Origin of the sequence: Sphingobacterium detergens (assembly GCF_003610355.1) — a bacterium.
In the GTDB taxonomy this organism is placed as follows: Bacteria; Bacteroidota; Bacteroidia; order Sphingobacteriales; family Sphingobacteriaceae; genus Sphingobacterium; species Sphingobacterium detergens.
On record NZ_RAPY01000008.1, the window covers coordinates 96,192 to 114,161 of the forward strand.

Annotated in this window: 18 protein-coding genes; 7 read left to right on the top strand and 11 right to left on the bottom strand. The window is 39.0% G+C overall.

Annotated features, from left to right (window positions below; translation table 11 throughout):
• Window positions 1-393 precede the first annotated feature (393 nt).
• The 3 genes from DFQ12_RS26290 to DFQ12_RS26300 all read right to left on the bottom strand — a co-directional run bounded on the left by DFQ12_RS26290 (window position 394) and on the right by DFQ12_RS26300 (window position 2,562).
• Window positions 394-852 (bottom strand): hypothetical protein, encoded by a 459-nt coding sequence (locus DFQ12_RS26290; protein ID WP_120261994.1) that lies wholly within the window; start codon window positions 850-852, stop codon window positions 394-396.
• 332 nt (window positions 853-1,184) lie between these two features.
• The gene (locus DFQ12_RS26295; protein WP_120261995.1) at window positions 1,185-1,514 is read right to left on the bottom strand and encodes a hypothetical protein; all 330 of its coding nucleotides are present in this window, start codon (window positions 1,512-1,514) and stop codon (window positions 1,185-1,187) included.
• A gap of 19 nt (window positions 1,515-1,533) precedes the next feature.
• Window positions 1,534-2,562, bottom strand: coding sequence for a hypothetical protein (locus DFQ12_RS26300; RefSeq protein WP_208642629.1), 1,029 nt, complete (start codon window positions 2,560-2,562; stop codon window positions 1,534-1,536).
• Window positions 2,563-2,875: 313 nt separating this feature from the next.
• Here DFQ12_RS26300 and DFQ12_RS26305 point away from each other — a divergent pair, with 313 nt between their 5' ends.
• Window positions 2,876-3,754 (top strand): AraC family transcriptional regulator, encoded by an 879-nt coding sequence (locus DFQ12_RS26305; RefSeq protein ID WP_120261997.1) that lies wholly within the window; start codon window positions 2,876-2,878, stop codon window positions 3,752-3,754.
• A 12-nt stretch (window positions 3,755-3,766) separates the two neighbouring features.
• On the opposite strand, the gene DFQ12_RS26310 is transcribed toward DFQ12_RS26305, so the two are convergent.
• Window positions 3,767-4,120 carry a DoxX family protein gene (locus DFQ12_RS26310; RefSeq protein WP_208642630.1) on the bottom strand — a complete coding sequence of 118 codons (354 nt, stop codon included), beginning with the start codon at window positions 4,118-4,120 and terminating at the stop codon, window positions 3,767-3,769.
• Window positions 4,121-4,314: 194 nt separating this feature from the next.
• Window positions 4,315-5,244: a class I SAM-dependent methyltransferase gene (locus tag DFQ12_RS26315; protein WP_120261998.1), complete on the bottom strand. Its 930-nt coding sequence runs from the start codon at window positions 5,242-5,244 to the stop codon at window positions 4,315-4,317.
• A 260-nt stretch (window positions 5,245-5,504) separates the two neighbouring features.
• On the opposite strand from DFQ12_RS26315, the gene DFQ12_RS26320 reads away from it, so the two are divergent.
• Window positions 5,505-6,677 (top strand): glycoside hydrolase family 27 protein, encoded by a 1,173-nt coding sequence (locus DFQ12_RS26320; protein WP_120261999.1) that lies wholly within the window; start codon window positions 5,505-5,507, stop codon window positions 6,675-6,677.
• A gap of 94 nt (window positions 6,678-6,771) precedes the next feature.
• On the opposite strand, the gene DFQ12_RS26325 is transcribed toward DFQ12_RS26320, so the two are convergent.
• Together DFQ12_RS26325 and DFQ12_RS26330 are read right to left on the bottom strand one after the other, a co-directional pair.
• Window positions 6,772-8,520 carry an alkaline phosphatase D family protein gene (locus DFQ12_RS26325; RefSeq protein WP_120262000.1) on the bottom strand — a complete coding sequence of 583 codons (1,749 nt, stop codon included), beginning with the start codon at window positions 8,518-8,520 and terminating at the stop codon, window positions 6,772-6,774.
• A 232-nt stretch (window positions 8,521-8,752) separates the two neighbouring features.
• Window positions 8,753-9,028, bottom strand: a complete 276-nt coding sequence (locus tag DFQ12_RS26330) for a hypothetical protein (protein ID WP_120262001.1) — start codon at window positions 9,026-9,028, stop codon at window positions 8,753-8,755.
• 65 nt (window positions 9,029-9,093) lie between these two features.
• On the opposite strand from DFQ12_RS26330, the gene DFQ12_RS26335 reads away from it, so the two are divergent.
• Window positions 9,094-10,353, top strand: a complete 1,260-nt coding sequence (locus tag DFQ12_RS26335) for a hypothetical protein (RefSeq protein WP_120262002.1) — start codon at window positions 9,094-9,096, stop codon at window positions 10,351-10,353.
• A 106-nt stretch (window positions 10,354-10,459) separates the two neighbouring features.
• On the opposite strand, the gene DFQ12_RS26340 is transcribed toward DFQ12_RS26335, so the two are convergent.
• Window positions 10,460-10,660, bottom strand: a complete 201-nt coding sequence (locus DFQ12_RS26340) for a hypothetical protein (protein WP_120262003.1) — start codon at window positions 10,658-10,660, stop codon at window positions 10,460-10,462.
• 326 nt (window positions 10,661-10,986) lie between these two features.
• Between DFQ12_RS26340 and DFQ12_RS26345 the strand changes: the two genes are divergently transcribed.
• Window positions 10,987-11,511 carry a hypothetical protein gene (locus DFQ12_RS26345; RefSeq protein ID WP_120262004.1) on the top strand — a complete coding sequence of 175 codons (525 nt, stop codon included), beginning with the start codon at window positions 10,987-10,989 and terminating at the stop codon, window positions 11,509-11,511.
• 78 nt (window positions 11,512-11,589) lie between these two features.
• Here DFQ12_RS26345 and DFQ12_RS26350 read toward each other — a convergent pair whose 3' ends face one another.
• Window positions 11,590-11,955, bottom strand: a complete 366-nt coding sequence (locus DFQ12_RS26350) for a winged helix-turn-helix transcriptional regulator (RefSeq protein ID WP_120262171.1) — start codon at window positions 11,953-11,955, stop codon at window positions 11,590-11,592.
• A gap of 100 nt (window positions 11,956-12,055) precedes the next feature.
• On the opposite strand from DFQ12_RS26350, the gene DFQ12_RS26355 reads away from it, so the two are divergent.
• Window positions 12,056-13,069 carry an alpha/beta hydrolase gene (locus DFQ12_RS26355; protein WP_208642631.1) on the top strand — a complete coding sequence of 338 codons (1,014 nt, stop codon included), beginning with the start codon at window positions 12,056-12,058 and terminating at the stop codon, window positions 13,067-13,069.
• A 153-nt stretch (window positions 13,070-13,222) separates the two neighbouring features.
• On the opposite strand, the gene DFQ12_RS26360 is transcribed toward DFQ12_RS26355, so the two are convergent.
• Together DFQ12_RS26360 and DFQ12_RS26365 are read right to left on the bottom strand one after the other, a co-directional pair.
• Window positions 13,223-14,311: a S41 family peptidase gene (locus tag DFQ12_RS26360; RefSeq protein WP_120262006.1), complete on the bottom strand. Its 1,089-nt coding sequence runs from the start codon at window positions 14,309-14,311 to the stop codon at window positions 13,223-13,225.
• Window positions 14,312-14,429: 118 nt separating this feature from the next.
• Window positions 14,430-16,745, bottom strand: a complete 2,316-nt coding sequence (locus tag DFQ12_RS26365; protein WP_120262007.1) for a TonB-dependent receptor — start codon at window positions 16,743-16,745, stop codon at window positions 14,430-14,432.
• A gap of 117 nt (window positions 16,746-16,862) precedes the next feature.
• On the opposite strand from DFQ12_RS26365, the gene DFQ12_RS26370 reads away from it, so the two are divergent.
• Together DFQ12_RS26370 and DFQ12_RS26375 are read left to right on the top strand one after the other, a co-directional pair.
• Complete coding sequence (locus tag DFQ12_RS26370; protein ID WP_120262008.1) at window positions 16,863-17,522, top strand: metal-dependent transcriptional regulator; 660 nt, start codon at window positions 16,863-16,865, stop codon at window positions 17,520-17,522.
• Window positions 17,523-17,717: 195 nt separating this feature from the next.
• Complete coding sequence (locus DFQ12_RS26375) at window positions 17,718-17,966, top strand: FeoA family protein (protein ID WP_120262009.1); 249 nt, start codon at window positions 17,718-17,720, stop codon at window positions 17,964-17,966.
• Window positions 17,967-17,970 lie beyond the last annotated feature (4 nt).

Sequence of the window (17,970 nt, forward strand, 5' to 3'; positions counted from 1 at the left end):
AAGCAAGTAAATCTATGCCATCGTTGATTCGACAGGTATAGCTGGAAAAGATTAAAATAAGGCCGTGAGAATGGGATATTCTACACGGCCTTAATATTATGAATAAATCTAGCTGGTACTGCAGCTACCTACTCTACAGCACATATCTATCATACGGTTGAGATCTCCAATTGTCCCAAAATATTTCAATTATTTTTTCAAAACATCAGAATAACAAAGACTTATACATTTTACAGAACATTACCCATTTATAAGAGATATGAAGCACTACTTCCGGTAGAACATCTTGACACAAACATAGGAACCCGGAGGGAGGCTTGACGAAATGTGGGACAAATTGGGACGAACTGGAACAAACGCTTTTGATATGGGACAACATTTGGGCAAATATTTTCAACATTTGCCCAAATCCCTGACTAGTTTTTGGCTTTTGCTAAACACTCTTTGGAAAATAGTGAACAGTATTTCCAACAAACTGAACACATTTTCCGACAAACTGAACAGTATTTTAAAGATGCTGTCCACTTTTTTAACGCAAGTGATCACCTCGGACCTACAACTGATTACTTTTTGCAGCACTTCGATCACTCCTTCGAATAACGTGTTCAGTTTTTCCCAAAAAGGCAACACTTTTTCACTAGGACTGATCAGTTCCAGCTGCTGACTGATCAGTCTTCTCAACATACTGATCACTTCTTTCAACATACCGAACAGTTCTTCCAATATACCGATCACTTTCTTCAATATACTGATCACTTCCTTCAATATAGTGATCACCTTTTTCAACATTGTGATCAGTCCTCCCAACATAGTAATCAGTCCTCCGAGCATTGTGATCGGTCCTTCGAACATTAGGATCGGTTCTTACCAAAAACTGATCACTTTTTCCAAACAACTGATCGCTTTTTCCGAACAAGTGATCACTTGTTTGGAAAAAGTGACTAGCGAAAGCCAAAAAGTAGTCAGACTTAGGCACATATTATTCAACAATTCCCCCTCTTTCTGCGATCGTTATTATCATTTTGTATGATAGATTTCGAATTGTATGGCAGTATCCCGATAAGTGTGTAAGTTATTGATAAAAGGTAATCTAGGTTTTGAATAAACACTTAACTTTAGAATAGATGTCATACAAGTCCCCCCATAATAAGCATACTTGTGCTAAATAAAGCAACATCACCTATTTATCTTGTCGGCTGTAGCTGAATTTCTGGTAAGGAGCGATTCCGGTCTTTAATATCAATAGCAACAGTATATCCTGTATAATCGGGCACGTCAATCTCCAAAAGATAATGCCCACTGTTTAATTCGCCGATTTTAAATTCTCCATTCTGATGATGTACGGTGTCTACCCGCAATCTGTCTAGCTTCTCTTTCTGTTGATTAGACTTATATACATGAACTACAAAATAGCTAACGGGATTATATTGATGATCCACCAATCTACCTGTTACAACGTAAGCATCTAGAAGAAATGATGAAAGTAGGGTACACAAAAGTTGGAACTTTAACATAACATATATATATTTTCTGTTACTTATTTTTTTTAAAGAGTCCAGCACCTAGATCCGAACCAAAAGATCCCATCTTCAATTGAAGATAATTTGCTTTACTTTGATCTCTTTCAATCTGTATGTCTCCGGAAAGAGTCACTCTTTCCATTGTTAAAAAGTCCGACGAAGTGGGATTGTCACCTCTCAAAGGTCCACTTCCATATCCAGCAAGATTGGTATAGTCAGAAAAAATACAATCGAAGGCTTTGTATTGCTTTGTACTCCCCTTCTCCCTGACCCATACCGTACTACTATTTGCAATAATATTGTGATGGAATTCAAAAGTATCCCCATTGGTTCCATTTGTTGTCCAGACTCCACTAAAGTAGCTACCATATACCAGACAATACCGCATGGCATTACCGCTTCCTGCCTGTCCCTCAGATTTCCAAAAGACAACTGGATTTTTACAATTGGAAAATACACAGTGGTCAATAATTAATCCGTATCCATTAGCAATAACACCCACATGTAATGGTAACACATCAATATCACCCACAAAAAGACATTGTGTGACAAGCAAGTCGTCCAATTGTTTACCATCACGCCATATCGGGTACGAGCGGCGTGAGTTATCCTCATCCATATAGGAATAATCCGGACTCCCCGTAAATCGTATGCCCTCAATGGTCACATGGTTTACCTCGGGTTGAATCCCCCTACCCTCCATTCCACCAAATCCGGGAACTAATGGCACAGCTGTCATGATCACAGGCATCTGCTGTGGAGTCCAACCTTCATCATCAGGCATAAGTTCGGCGCGAATTGTTAGACGATTTTTAGCTGTATATTTATTATTGGAAAATAAAACCGTTTCGGTTAACAGGTGTATACCAGCGGAAAGTACGACTGTGGAGGCTCCCTTTTCTTGATTTGAATTTATACGCTTTGCCGCTGCTAAAATAGTTTTTAGGGGATCTGATTTTTCTCCCGAATTCAGATCATTTCCAGTCTTGGGATTAACATACAACTGCTCCGCCAGTATATCCGACGCTGCTATTGTAAGCATGAAAAGGATGATTAGATACCTCAACTTCATAAGTCTTGAATTTGAATTTGATTATCATCAAAATTACAGGATATCTATTCGTCTAAATGGTCATTTTATGGCAAATATGGTCATTTATAATCCATGTTTTTTGGGGGTATCCCATTTGATGCTGAAACGGCTTTTTTCTAGATTTTACACTAATTCCTCCATAGAAAAAACATTTGTTTTTAAATACCAAATATTAATACCTTAACAATTATGTACTTTCAGCTGTTATCAAAGGAACATAAATGCTATATTGTATCAGTGATCAACGAAAAACTGATTATCAATGGATAAAAGGACCAACAATAGCAAGAAAATTAAAACATATCATTTTCTCCCATATAAATATAATCGACATTTGTTATTCGATATAGGTCGCATTGAAACCTTAGAAAATTATGTTTTAGATGACTCATTGCATCAACTCAGTTTCTATGAGATTATTTTTATAGAAGAAGGAACTGGGACATTATCAATTGGTGATAAAACAATCTCACTTTCCAAGGAAAGCATTGTCTTTACCAGTCCTGGACAGACGCGAAGATGGGCAATTGAAAAGGATATAACTGGTTATGTCCTATTTTTTGAAAAAGACTTTCTTGATCTATTTTTTTTCGATAATCTGTTCCTCTATAGGTTTCAATTCTTCCATCAATATATCCAACCTCCTGCTCTAAAACCGGACGAATATTTTTTCAATCAATGTCTCCACCTGATTCAAACAATAACGCGAGAATTTTCCTGTCTCTTGCATGATAGCGATCATTTAATAAGAGCTCTTTTATATCAGCTACTCATAACAATAAATCGCCTTTATTCAAAAACATATAACCTTCAAGACAATGGTGTCATTCATTCAGATTTCCAAAAGTTCAAGCTTCTATTGGAAAAAGAATATACCATGAACCATAATATAAGCAGTTACACGAAGCTGCTCAATATCAGCCCGAAAACACTTAACAGGCTATGCAAACAATATAGTGGTTTATCGGCTCAACAAATGATCCATCAGAAATTGATATCGGAAATAAAAAAAGAACTAATTTTAAAAAAATCAGCCAAAGAGATTACCTATGCTTTTGGTTTTTCGGACCCATCGAACTTCAATCGTTTTTTTAAACGAAATACCGGGCTTACTCCGCAGCAATTTCAAAAAGAGGTATAGCTCCATCTTTCATCAGCTAGACTTAAACGGATATTGCAAATAAATAATAACTAAATTGAGCATTAGGAACGGTAACTCAATGACCACGCCCTTTAGGTCTTTATGTACCAAATGGAAACAAATAATCATCAGAATTGTTGCAGCCATTAAAAAGTTGCCCCAGACAAATGTCTTAGGAAACAGAATCAGAATAGCTGCAAGAATTGTGACAAGACCATTGATACATACTGCAGTCTTACTGAATCCCCAATTACCAAACAGCTGCAACATTTCCTGTTTACCAGAAACCATGGCATACCCCTGTTTGAAACCCATGGCAACTGCGATGAGTACCAATATCACATTTATAATTTTCAATACCATCATTTTACATCTTTAAAGATCCAAACAACAGTACTATGACTATTGTTTGGAGCAGAACGACCTTTCCTTTTACATCGTTGTTTCTCATGATTTATCGTTTATAATTAAAAAATTTGACCTACATCTATTTTGTGTCAGACGTATCTATATAAGACGATTGAGAACTCGATTTGTCCCTGGAAATAAAAAAATGAGACCTACAAATAGGGGTTTTGCGGAATTTCGACCAACCTATATCCATCAGCAATAAGTGATTGTCGGACTGCGGGAGAAGGCAACTGTTTAAACACAACAATGCTCAATGTTTGACTGGGGACAGCTCCGACCTTTGAAAGCAGGTCACGAAGTCCCTTTTTCCACAGCACTTTCCTGAATTTATGCGATGTCCGTTTTGCTGGAATGTTATTACTCCCCGGAAACCAAAAATTTGGGTTAAGCGCCTTTACTGCAATCATAGGGAGATTCAGCCCTGCCGCAAGTTTTTCAAACTCCCGTTCGGAGGTCTTATAGACAAAATTGCCCACCCGCTCATAAGAAAATCTATTCTTCCAGACCTTCGCTATCAATTTATCATTTACTCGCGCCAATAGATTATTCATAAACAAAAGCAGCGGCATTTTTAAGATCGGATCCTGCGGTTCTATGATGACGATCGCTTCTCGAGCCACCCGTATCATTTCGTAAAGGGCGGCATATGGTCGTGGAAAATGGTGATAGGTTTCTTTACATAGGATATAATCAACACTGTTATCTCCAAGACTCATTGCTTCGGCATTTTCGACAGCATACTTATCGATCAGTCCGATTTCTTGCGATAAGGCCAAAAAATCTCCATTGAGATCACTCGCCGTAACGTCTTCGACACCCTTTTCCAAAAGATACTGGGCATCATGTCCATAGGCATCCCCCACTGTAAACCAACTCGCTTGCTTTTCCTGCATAAAAGGATCTAAGCACTTAAAGAAAAGCTGCTGTAACCAATGGTTGATGCTACCCTGATTATCTTTAATTGAGAAGAGTATTTGCATTTTTTGTATGCGCTCCGGGTAGAGATCATTATACCAGTTTGCATGTCGCTGGTAGCTATTTGTTGCAAATTCTTGATGGGCTGGAATAGAATCTTTCATATCAAATATATCTTCTTGAAACGTTTTTGGCTTAAACACAGAATTTATATCCTTTTTCTTATAACATAGGTGTATACGCTTTTAGGATATCTCATTATACAAAATTATGCAAATTGACATCCCTATATTTTGCATTTTATTGGTTTGTACGTTCAATTTATTAGATAAGGAGCATCGCTTTTTTTCCTCAGCATACACTCCCAATGTGTGCTTCGTTGTGCATTTGAACTTATTTAGTGTTATCTTAGAACAAAAAAAACATGTATTTATCCAACGTCAGAACATTGAGATTATCCTGTCTTTTATTCTTGCAATTACTTGTTCTTACTGTAGTCGGGCAAGAAAACAAAGCGCCTATTATGGGCTGGAGTAGCTGGAACAACTTTCGTATTCACATTAATGAAAACCTGATTAAACAACAGGCGGACGCCTTGATCTCAACAGGCCTATATCAGGCAGGCTATCGCTATATCAATGTTGATGACGGTTATTTCGGAGGCCGGGACAGTCATGGAAAACTTTACGTGGACAGTACTAAATTCCCGAATGGCATGGATGCCATCGCAGCATATCTCCATCAGAAAGGATTAAAGGCCGGTTTATATTCCGAAGGAGGGCGAAATACCTGCGGATCAATTTGGGATAACGATAAAAAAGGTATTGGAGTAGGAATGTATGGGCATGAACAGCAGGATGCCGAACTATTCTTCAAAGAATGGAACTTTGATTTTATTAAGATAGATTGGTGTGGCGGGCTGGAAATGAAACTAAATGATCAGGAACAATACAGTAAGATTATTTCCGCCATACGAGGGGTTAAGCCCAATGCGCGGATCAATATCTGCCGCTGGCAATTTCCCGGCGAATGGGCTATTAAACTAGTGGACTCCTGGCGGATATCCGAGGATATTCGAAACAATTTCGGTTCTGTTTTAGCTATTATTGATCTCAACAAAAATTTGAATCAATACAGCAGCCCCGGCCATTATAATGATATGGATATGTTGCAGGTAGGTCGAGGAATGACTTACGAAGAAGATAAAACACATTTTTCCATGTGGTGTATGCTGAATTCGCCACTTCTAGCAGGGAACGACCTCACCAAAATGTCGAAGGAAACCATTGCCATATTAACGAACAGGGAACTGATTGCCTTAAATCAGGACACAGCCTTTAAACAAGCTGTATTTATAGGAAATGACGGTACCGTTGATCTTTGGGTGAAGCAACTACAGGGAAAAAACAATACCGCTATCGCTATGCTGAACAGATCGGATAAAGCTGTGGATTATCATCTGGACAGTAAAAAGCTTCAAATTTCTCCGAATACCAAAGTACGTGATCTTTGGATAAAGAGGGATTTGGGAAGACTGAGCAACATCAAAACATTACACATTCCGCCACATGGTATTGTGCTGCTAGAAACGAAATAAACATCATGTATATAGACAGTCTCCAAACACTTAGCCCATTTCGTTGAGAGATTGAGCTACTTTGCTTGGAGACTGTTTATTATTGAGGCTCTTACTAGGAAATAGTATACGTCTTTTCCGTCGTAACAGTATAACTATCTGAAATGACGTTATCCACAAATCTCCATTCTGCAAGCGACGTGGCGGCCGTAAATTTCACATGTAGATACCCTCTCTTATAAAGATTGGCATATTCTAGTTCATCAATTAATACAGAAAAAGCCTGAGCAAGTTCCATTGCTTTTTTAGTATCTGTGGTAATTCCCAAGTAACTCTCTAATCCAGGTGAAGAGACCGAACTGCAGGCCAATTCTGTTCCTATAAATTTACCCTGAGCATCTGTCAATTTTCCTAGCCATGCATTGTGTGTATCGCCAGCCAATACGACGACTTTCTTACCTGCTAAAATCGAATATAAACGCTCTCTTTCAATAAAATAGCCATCCCATGCATCGAGATTATAGGGCAGTACCGTTGTAATTCTTGCGATGTCCTGCTGTGTCAGTGTAGGATCTTTTTGTAGGTATCTCGTTTTTAGGATGACCAACTGCCCTATTGCAGCTGAAAGTGCAGCCATTGTAGATGGCTGAGCATTTCCAAAATGTGCTATTTCAGTCATCACTTGGTTCAGCAACATCAAGAGTTCCGCAGGAATCAGCATCTTAGTCATCAGGATCTGTTGCCCCAACACTTTCCATGTTGTCGTATCAGCGTTAATCTGAGTTCCTAACCAAGTCATTTGTTCGTCACCAATCAACTTTCTATTGTTACTGAGCAGATCAGTCTGAAATTGTGTCTGTTTAAAGTTTCCGCTTCCATCTATATAGTTTGTGTAATCCAATTGTTTATCCCGTGCGATTATCCGGGTATCCAGCATATAGAGTGAGAGCAAATTACCAAAGGTAAAACTCCTATAAATACGTTGGTCCTTGCCTGTCTTCAGGGGAATATATTCACTATAAGCTTGAAAAGCGGCCATTTTACGGGTGTCAAAGCTTCCCTCCTCTGGCTGATGATTTTCAGCGCCGGATCGGTATGCATTATCGGCAAGTTCGTGATCATCCCATACACAAATAAATGGTTTTTTCTGATGAAGAAACTGCAAATTTTTATCACTTCTATATTGTCTATATCTTTCTCTGTAATCTGCGAGATTTACAATCTCTTTAGCCGGTTTATGGGCTCTGCCGAGTTCATTGGTATAGGGATTGGTGCCATATTGACCAGGAGCATACTCATAAATGTAGTCCCCGAGGTGTACAACAACATCAGCCTCCGATTTTGCAATCGCCCCATATACGTTGAAAAGTCCAGCTGGAAAATTAGAACAAGATACCACAGCCATTTTTACTTCATTGACATTATCTGTTTTAGCAGGAAGCGTTAATGTTTCACCAACAACACTTGCTTCTTTAGTCTTGGCATTATAAAATCTATAATAATATTTTGTATTGGATGCGATATTCTGAACATCAATGGCCAATGTAAAATCATTGGCAACATCGGCCTTCACCTGTCCCCTTCGAAGGATCTCCGAAAAGCTATTCTCTTTACTTATTTCCCAGGTAATTTCAGCATCTGTCTCTACAGAATATCTCGTCCAGATGATTATCCCGGTTGCCGAGGGGTCAAAGCTCGCAACTCCAGATTCAAAGCCACCATTTTTAAGGTTGTCTGGTGCGCTATCAATATCTGTAGGGTCATCCGAACAGCTTTCAATAAGCGGTGCTATAAAAACCCCTCCTGCTGCAATTAATGAATTTTTAAGGAATCTCCTCCGGTTAATTTGCTCGTTATTTTTCATCTCTACTTTTTTAGGTGAAAATACGGCGCCACCGGAAACTACATGTTAAGCCAATTTTATTTATTCTTTATCTTTCCAATTATATATAAACTATACGATGACCTACTCATTTTTTTAATTTGTCAAACTTGTTGATGGGATACTTTATTCCTATTTTCTCCGATTAGATAGCTTTAGTGTAATAATAGTTGAAATTATCCTGGTGTCAATACTCTTAACAGGAACGAGTAAATTAAAAACCAAATGCACCAAAACCGCCCGACTTATCACCGATCACCACCAAAATCGGTCGTGTCAACAATATTCCGGCGAGATAAAAGCCATCCCAGCCCGTTCCAATACCTAAACGTGAGTATACAACACTTGTGGCACCACCCACATTTTGTCCCCGTGATATTTTGCGATGATCTGTTGCCTCCAATACATCAATATCTGTTATACCGGCAGCTTTACCAGCCTCTACTGATTCAGGTAGCATTTTTTTACTGATATTGATCAACAGATTCATGATACAGGTTCTATTTTAGCTGAATTTAAAATCTTAAATTAGCGTATCGAAAACAATAATTGAACATGCTTAATTTTTTCAAGAATAGCTCCAATTTCCCAAAAGAAAATGATAAAAACCGCATCTGGATGGATGGCGATCGCTTACATTACCTCGATCATGGTAACGAAGAAGAGGTCAACTTATCTCAATTGCGCTATGCATACGTTCAATTATTAGCTGGAGATCCCTACTTATTTCTATTTGACGATCATCAGCATTATATTCCCGCTCGTTCACAAGGTTTTTCGAAGGTCTATCCCAAGTTGTCCGAGCAATTTGGATTTGATGATGCATTATTCTTTCATACCATTAAGCAAAAACAGGACTGCAAGGCCAAAATCTGGATCCAGCAACAAACTCGCAACTATAATATTCTACCCGGGGACTTTGAAGATGACCATATAGGTTTTGAGGTTTATGCCGAACCAACGCAATTTATTTCTTGGGATATCAGCTATGCCGACATCGAAAAACTCGGTATTGGACACCAATATGCAAGCGAATATGGGACACTCTATTTCAAAATAGATTACCCGGTTCGTATCGGCAATCTATGGTTGAAAGAACTGGAAATTTACTGTGATGATATTCCACCGCATGTACCAATTCAAGAGTATTTTATCACTATTTATGACGAGTCCAATACAGATAAAAGTTACAAAGACCTCCGCGATCTCTGGTTAGATGGCGAAGACTATGACGCGGAGGATTATGGTTATGAAAGAGAAGACCAATGCTATTTATCTTTTGATTTTGGTGATCACATCTCCTCCTCCATCTGTTATACCTACGATGATGAGAGCAACTACGACGATGGCGGTACCTCGCTCCATTTTTACAACCAGCGTGATTACCCCACTCTTTTGGAAAATCCAGCATACGATCAGCTTATCGAAGTGACCGAACTTGTCAAATTGAAAAACAAGTGGGACATTAAGGAGGATTTCCGCAAAAATGCTGCTGTAAAAAATATTCCCACAAGCATACAACAACAACTGGGAAAGTCAAGCGGTATCTGGTTGGACAAGAAAAATAATAAAATTGGCTTTGCTGGAAGGAAAACAAGTCTAATTTACGATATCGAGGACATTGATTTCTTCGAAATTGAGAATGTCCTACCTGCAAAAGGCCCCGGCTATGCCATACTTCGTGCGAACTTAATCAATAGCAGTTATAACTATATTTTTGACGCCGATACCTTCGAACTGGATCCTTATGCAATCACATTGGAAAATTGGACGCATAAAAGAGTCTCAATACCTGAAGCGTATTATAACTGTTAAGTTTCTGTCCTATATTACGATTAGAAACAACAGAAATCAGATCCTTCTGCCTCTCAAAACAGTGGAAAACAACCTTTTTCTCAGCTGTTCTTAGCTGTCGCATTTCCTATAATTTTTTAAGTTCCGCTTCCGGCCAAGTAATTAATTCCTTTAGGAGATAGGTCTTTGGCTTGGCCTCATCAGCAAATTGGTCCAAAAACTCCGGCAAATCTCCTTCGACTTTTAACAGCTTCCCATTCTGCAAGACGTCATAACCTTCTGCCAACCATTGTTCTATTTTCTTTCTATTGATTTGAGTATGTTCCATAGTGAAATCTTTAAGCTTATGTTATCGTGCATGTGTTTCCAATAAGTTCTTCTATCCCTGTATTTATTAAATGAACAATGTTCAAGCAGATATCGTTTCAGCAAGGTGGGTTGAATTCCCCAGTTTTCAATTTCAATAGAAATAAAAGGCTAGAAAATTAGCATAAAGGATCAAGAGTGGAATAAAAAAAATAATACACTTATAATAAAATAGTTAACAAGACAAAACATTTTAAACGAATGAAAATCCAAGGCTTGGCAAAGTATTTGTTACAACAGCGAAAGTTTTCAATTCGAAAACTTAACACTAACATTTTTTAAAATATCATGAAAAAAGTACTTCTACCTATTCTGACACTTTTTACATTCTTATTTGTCATCAATAGAGAGGCAAATGCACAAACACCTTATCGTACAGCCCTTGGTCTAGGTATCGACCTTGGCGATGGCCAAACACTATTCGGTCCACAGATAAAACACAGTTTTGGCAGAAATGATGCCGTAAATGCACAAGTATTGTTCGGAGATAACATTACAGTTGTCGGTGTAGACTATTCGTACAACGAACGTATACGAGGAACCCGTGGCCTATCTTGGTATGTTGGCGTAGGTCCTCAGGCATCGTTTATCGACTATGGCAAATGGCATGGCGACTGGGATGATGACTACCATTGGAAAGACGGAAACACACACACGCATTTTGCAATCCGTCCAGCTTTGGGTTTAGAGTTTAGAATTCCTTCAGCGCCATTGGCAATGCATTTTGACTGGAAACCTTGGTGGAACTTATCGCATGGTTCTAATTTCGAGGCCTCTCGTTTCTCATTGGGATTCAAATTCGTTTTGAAATAAAAACTGATATTCAGAAACAAAAAATCCTGCTAACTTTATGTTCACGCAGGATTTTTTGTTTCTGAATCTTTAAACGCTTCAATCTTCTTGCACTGCTTTCATATGCTCCTTCCCCCAGCCCTCCAATTGGCTCAATATGGGCAGAAGCCCTTTGCCTAATAAGGTCAATTCATATTCAACCCTTAGCGGCACCTGTGCATATACTTCTCTTCGGATTAATCGGCTACCCTCCATCTTCTTTAATTGGAGTGTCAACATACGCTCTGTAATATTGGGAATGCTATTTTTCAGTTCAGAAAATCGCAGCCGACCTTTCTTTAGGTGGTAGCAAATACACAGAATCCATTGACCGCTGATCAGGTTAATCGCATAGATTTCAGCACAATCTTTTTCCAACGTTTTTTTATTCTCAAAATTTGTTGACGTCTTTTTAATTTTAGTCATACTTACATTTTTGTATGTTTCATACAACAGGCTGTTTATTTGCAAACAGTTGCTGAGGTATCTAAATTTACAAAAAACACCACAAAAATTTATTCTGTAAATGAAGGAACTTATTTTTTTGACGATCATTCTATCCCATTTTCTTATGGCAACAGCACAAAATAAACTCGATCTAAATAGAATCAATAGCGAACTAAAGGCAAGTATTGAAGGCACCGCGCAATCCCTTGAGCTTGATAGCTCCCTGTTCCTGAATAATCCGGCAGCGATACAACAGGAAAGAGCTGAATTTATAAGAAACAATCCTATTCAAAAACCAGTTCATATTCAGGTTCGCGATATTTTTATCGAAAGTACAATAGATAAATACAATATTAGGCTACACTGCTATCAGCCCAAAGACTATAGCGCTGAACGGGTCATTCTTTATTTCCATGGCGGCGGATATATTTTTGGTCAACCAGAACAAGTTGACGGGCAGATGTTTCAGCTTGCAACGGCAGCCAAAGCCACCATTATATCCGTAGATTACCGTTTATCCCCTCAATATCCCTTTCCTGTACCTGTCACAGATGGTTTTGACGCACTACAATGGATAATTAGAGATGGAAAAAAGGTTTTGAATATCCATCCAGATGCGATCACGGTATACGGCGCCAGTGCCGGTGGCCATCTAGCCGCTGCCGTCACCCAAATGGCTGTAGATAACAATATAAAGAACATAAAACATCAATTTTTGCTGTACCCTGTCATCCATAACAAACTTAATACGCACTCTATGGAGGAATTTACCGATGCCCCACTCTGGAACAAAAAATATGCTGAGATTGCCTGGGCTCATTTTCTCGGTAAAGACAATGTGAAGAAAAGCATTCGATATGCAGATCTAACACACTTTGATAAGTTTACATATCTGCCACGAACCACAATTGTAGCCTGCGAATTGGATCCACTGCGCGATGAGGGTATCGACTATGCCCAGAAATTATACCAGGCAGGAGTAACAACAGAACTATGGGTTGTCCCCGGAGCATTACATGTGTTTGATTTATTCCCGTCTGCACTTACGGATAAATTCACCAGGTTTCTGACGGATCGGATTTTAATGGACTAATTGCTGGGTGTGGACGCTGTTTCGTAAAAGAAAACACGATGACCGAAAGCCGAATAGTTGATGAATACAATCCTCCGGGTATATAAGCAGAGCTAAAAAACATGGGCTATTCAAAATAATTGGATAACCCATGTTTTTAGTATAAAGGGAGATTTACATTCCCTGCTTTTTCATATAATCAGTAGCCAGTTGGATATATACCGGAGTAGCCTCTTTTACAGCTTGACTAAGCTGGTCGAAAGTAATGATCTCGGGGATCCCCAAGACTTTGGCAAAATCAATTACCAAAGGAACATCGGGTTTGATACCTTCTCCTATTCCGTAAAGCTTTCCTGTACGATCTTTAATGACGCTGGTTGTCAAATTGATCATGTAATTATTTCCAACTGCGAATTGCTCGTTCGCGGAAGTATGACCACTTGTTGTCTGCCCGATGACGGTTGCATTTTTCTGCCCTTTAAAATGAGCCGCAAAAAACTCGCCTGAGCTTGATGTAAACCGACTGACCAATAACACAATAGGCACATTTTTATTTTTTATAGCAATAGGTGGCACTTTATCGTATTCCAGGTCAAATAACTTAGCCCATTTTTGATCCTGATCATTCAGATTATTCATTCGTACATTTTGTTTGGATTCAACACCCGCTCTATCCACAACCGAATAAGTGCTGTCGACATCGATCAAATCCGCAAAGTGCCAGATCATCGGAAAAATGCTCCCGCCATCGTTTTCTCTCAGATCGATGATCCAGCCTTTTGGCTGCTGTGCGTCCAATATTTTTAGCTGTGCTCCTATAGTGTCCACATATCGTCGTTGCTCATAAACTACCGCTGGGATTCGAATATAGGCATAATGGTCTTTCGTCATAAAATGACTAAAAACTTTGGGTGGAAAACCGGCCTCCTGATCGGTCATACCGGCCATTCTTACAAACAACTCCTGTTCAGCCTCCTTATTTTGATCAGCTTTCTCAAAAAAAAGTCTGGAATGACCATCCTTTAATTGACTTAAGATTTTTTTAAAATGGGGTTCCAATGCATTAATATCCGATATGGTCCTTGTCTGTTCAATAAAAACTGGCCGGATAGAATCCCATTTGATCAACGATCCACGATAAGCATACCGTTGGACAGTATCTAAAAATGCATTGGCAAGCTGGTTCACCGATGAGACCTGGGCATAGGACCGGACAAAAAAACCGGTTAAAATCAGTAAAAAAAGGACTATTTTCTTTTGCATCTGGTTAATAATTATCCCTCCAATGAGATAGCACTAAATTAGTTTAAAAATATTTCTCTAAGCGTAACAAGTTTGAAATGTTTTACACAGATCCGGTATAATGCCCCTGTCAATTTACCTAGGGTGTCTTTATCTTTAACCCAACAAAGAAAGTTCGGGGCATATTAGGACCGTAAATGTAATTGCTATCCCGATTTTTACCTATATCAAAATCATGTTGATAAGCGTTAAAAATATTCTTTACCCCAGCATAGACTTCGATCACATTTTTAAATTTTGACAGATTAAAAGTATGTGACACTTTACTATTTACCTCTGAGAATGCTTTTGTATGAACCATTTGATCTTCCGGAAAATTGTCCGCACCACCAGCATGAGCGATCTTCATCTTACCCGTGTACACATAGTTCAAATTGATTGTCCAGCGTTTATTCGGTGTAATATTGAGGTTTGCAAAACCATATTCATCTGGTGTTCTCAAGAATGATCTAGTAGCTTCTATACCCTCCAGGTAAGATACAGGATTTTCATATTTGCTCTGTTGCAAGGTAAAGCCGGTCTCCAGTTGCACCTTTTTATTATAATTGGCACGCAATTCAAGTGTAGTCCCTGCTACCTTCGCATTATTCCCATTACGTTTTTCAAACACCTTACCAAAGTCGTCCGTACCGATTTCCTCAAGTACAAAGGCATTTTTCAGTTGTGTATAGAATCCCTCCAATGTAAAACCCGCAATCCATTTCTCCGTGGCTTTATCATAGTTTACCGAGCCGCTGAAACTCTTTGATCGCTCCTCCCGAAGATCTGGAGCTAATTGAACACGTGAAACACCACCTCCCGCAAAGGCAATATGAAGGTCTGTATCAAAAGCCTGTGGTGCCCGAAAACCCGTTCCATAGCTAAGGCGAAACTGCGTATTGGCCGCATGCTTATATAACAGTGCTACACGTGGGCTGACAACCACTTTGTCCAATAGATTATGTTTGTCCACACGAACACCAGAGAGCAAGTTAAACTTGTCCGCAAAGTCCCAGTCACTCTGAAAAAAACTCCCCCAATCTTTCGTATGCTGATCGACCAAATAGTTATAACTCGGAATTTCATCGTAAACCTTATCGGACACATATTCCGATCCAATCGTCAGCACATTCCGATGGTTCAAAAAATTGCTAATCTCATGGTTCAATTGAAAACCGCCCTGTAATGTTGTTGTCTTTGAATCGCCATAAGGCGGATTTTTGAGGTGATTTTCGATCTCTTCCGGACTATCTGGGAATATTCCGGTATAATGCTTTCTATTGGTATTTTGAAAAGCTGTATAGAAGATCAATGAAGATTTATCCTGATTAAAATTAATCTGATAATCCGCACTTCCCATCCATATTTTATGGGTACGTTCCTCAGACTGAAGTGTAAGGTAGGCCGGTTTTTTCGTCATCTCACCCCCAAATCTATATTCGTTCAGATTGCTCAAGGAGACTTCCAATTTTTGATTTTCAGAAAATTGATAGAATGAGTTGATACCGAAGGAGGTATTTTCAATTTTAGGTATTTCCGAAAAATTATCACCATTTGCATCGTAAAAACCGCGATCGCGCTTATTGAAGAAAAAGGATGTTCCAGCATTCCCCTTTTCATTGACCAAGGTGGCATTTCCGCCAAGATTAAAATCGCTTGTTTTTCCATCAATGCTTTGGTAAAAAGAATTGACTTCATAACCACTCTGCTTCGGCAATTTGGTGATCACATTGACAGTGCCCCCTATGGCGCTAGAACCATATAACGAAGAACCTCCACCTCGGACCACCTCAATCTTTTCGATCATATTGACCGGCAGTTGTTCCATCCCATAAAGCCCCATCAAAGGACTAAAAATAGGCCGTCCATTAATCAGTATCTGCGAATATCCCCCCTGGAGTCCATTCATCCGCAATTGAGTGTAGTTACAGGTCTGACAGTCTGTTTCCACCCGCAAGCCCGGTTGAAATTTCAGTCCCTCCGAAAGATTACATACCTGTAGGTTGTCCAGGGTTTTACTATCCAAAATATTGACGATCACCGGACTTTCAGTTTTTCGTTTAAATGTCTTCGTTCCAGTGACCACAATTTCATCCAATAAAAAGATGGAACCATCTAAACGGATATCCCTGGTCTCAGATACATGTTCGATCCTGATCGAATCGCGATAAGCATTAAAACCAATATGCTTCACTTCTACTTCCCAAGTACCATAGGGAATCTTTTCCAATGCGAATTTTCCAAGCTCATTGGATTTGGTGCTCATCTTAAGAAGAGGGATAGCCACAGATACCGACTTCAGCGGAAGTCCATTGCTATCATAAATTTTACCTACTACCTTACCTGTCTGCCCAAAGGAAATAAATCCGATCAGCATGAATACTGTTGTCAAGAGAACTCTGGATCCCGTCATCATTGTTTTGTTTTGATTAATTATAAATTTAGAATTGCAAATCTAATAAGTTAGATTATACTAACAAAATATTTTCTAACATTACTATTAGACGAGACTAATATTTATTAAATTTGGGCTATGATATCACAGACTGAAGAGAACTACTTAAAAGCATTATACAATCTGACTTACCTAAAAGGCGAGGCCAGCGTCAACGAGATCAGTAAACGACTGGAAATCAAAATGCCAACGGTAAATAGCATGATGAAAAAACTATCCGAAAAAGGTTTGGTTCATTACGAAAGCTACAAACCCCTCAAGCTTACTGAAGAAGGAAAAAAAGAAGCTGCGCTTATCATTCGCAAACATCGACTTACCGAAATGTATCTCGTTGAAAAAATGGGTTTTGCATGGGACGAGGTTCACCAAATCGCGGAACAGATTGAGCACATCCATTCACCTGAATTTTTCACCAAGATGGATCAATTATTGGGTTACCCGACAGTAGACCCCCATGGCTCGCCGATTCCTGATCATAATGGTGTCATGCGTTCGGAAAGCTATATCTTTCTCGATACATGCAAAACTGGAGATGTAGTGACGTTAATGGCTGTACAACCCTCTTCCAAAGAATTGTTACAATACCTGAGCGCCAAAGATCTCGAATTGGGCACAACATTAACCATCCTTTCCATTGAGCCATTCGACAACAGTATAACAGTCAGTTATGGCGATCGAACTTCAGCAGTACTCAGTAGTAAAGTAACCGCTACACTACTTGTACGCCCCATTTCTTAATAATAACTCGCTGCATTTTCGGGTCACCCGTCCATACTTCCCAGGAGTCTGAACATAGGACTCCCATTTTTTTCTAATAGCCCAAAAACCTCTTCGACACATCACCCATTTGCATCTTTTGACTAAAATATAACACTACATTTTGTTAGTCTAATCTAATTTTATAATTTAGTAAAACTAAAAATAAAATAAGTAATGATAAATAATCAGGTAATCACATTGGGGTTATTAAAAAAAGGAGAGCTTGCAAGCATCGCGGGAATAGCGACAGATTGTCGCCAGGAAATCCGACAGCGCTTGCTTGATCTAGGTTTTGTCAGGGGCGCTGAAATAAGCATCCAGAATATAAGTCCCCTTGGTGATCCGATCGCCTATAATATACACGGCACCCTGATTTCACTTCGTAAAGAGGATTCGTTACAGGTATTGATTACCCATAAATAGATGA

Bases quoted from the DNA above. Each gene is read 5' to 3' on its own strand.
- DFQ12_RS26330 (WP_120262001.1), bottom strand. From the start codon at position 9,028: ATGAATCTGTTGATCAATATCAGTAAAAAAATGCTACCTGAATCAGTA.
- DFQ12_RS26350 (WP_120262171.1), bottom strand. From the start codon at position 11,955: ATGACTAAAATTAAAAAGACGTCAACAAATTTTGAGAATAAAAAAACG.
- DFQ12_RS26355 (WP_208642631.1), top strand. From the start codon at position 12,056: ATGAAGGAACTTATTTTTTTGACGATCATTCTATCCCATTTTCTTATG.
- DFQ12_RS26365 (WP_120262007.1), bottom strand. From the start codon at position 16,745: ATGATGACGGGATCCAGAGTTCTCTTGACAACAGTATTCATGCTGATC.
- DFQ12_RS26290 (WP_120261994.1), bottom strand. From the start codon at position 852: ATGTTCGAAGGACCGATCACAATGCTCGGAGGACTGATTACTATGTTG.
- DFQ12_RS26345 (WP_120262004.1), top strand. From the start codon at position 10,987: ATGAAAAAAGTACTTCTACCTATTCTGACACTTTTTACATTCTTATTT.
- DFQ12_RS26325 (WP_120262000.1), bottom strand. From the start codon at position 8,520: ATGAAAAATAACGAGCAAATTAACCGGAGGAGATTCCTTAAAAATTCA.
- DFQ12_RS26310 (WP_208642630.1), bottom strand. From the start codon at position 4,120: ATGATGGTATTGAAAATTATAAATGTGATATTGGTACTCATCGCAGTT.
- DFQ12_RS26375 (WP_120262009.1), top strand. From the start codon at position 17,718: ATGATAAATAATCAGGTAATCACATTGGGGTTATTAAAAAAAGGAGAG.
- DFQ12_RS26295 (WP_120261995.1), bottom strand. From the start codon at position 1,514: ATGTTAAAGTTCCAACTTTTGTGTACCCTACTTTCATCATTTCTTCTA.
- DFQ12_RS26360 (WP_120262006.1), bottom strand. From the start codon at position 14,311: ATGCAAAAGAAAATAGTCCTTTTTTTACTGATTTTAACCGGTTTTTTT.
- DFQ12_RS26320 (WP_120261999.1), top strand. From the start codon at position 5,505: ATGTATTTATCCAACGTCAGAACATTGAGATTATCCTGTCTTTTATTC.
- DFQ12_RS26340 (WP_120262003.1), bottom strand. From the start codon at position 10,660: ATGGAACATACTCAAATCAATAGAAAGAAAATAGAACAATGGTTGGCA.
- DFQ12_RS26305 (WP_120261997.1), top strand. From the start codon at position 2,876: ATGGATAAAAGGACCAACAATAGCAAGAAAATTAAAACATATCATTTT.
- DFQ12_RS26300 (WP_208642629.1), bottom strand. From the start codon at position 2,562: ATGCTTACAATAGCAGCGTCGGATATACTGGCGGAGCAGTTGTATGTT.
- DFQ12_RS26370 (WP_120262008.1), top strand. From the start codon at position 16,863: ATGATATCACAGACTGAAGAGAACTACTTAAAAGCATTATACAATCTG.
- DFQ12_RS26335 (WP_120262002.1), top strand. From the start codon at position 9,094: ATGCTTAATTTTTTCAAGAATAGCTCCAATTTCCCAAAAGAAAATGAT.
- DFQ12_RS26315 (WP_120261998.1), bottom strand. From the start codon at position 5,244: ATGAAAGATTCTATTCCAGCCCATCAAGAATTTGCAACAAATAGCTAC.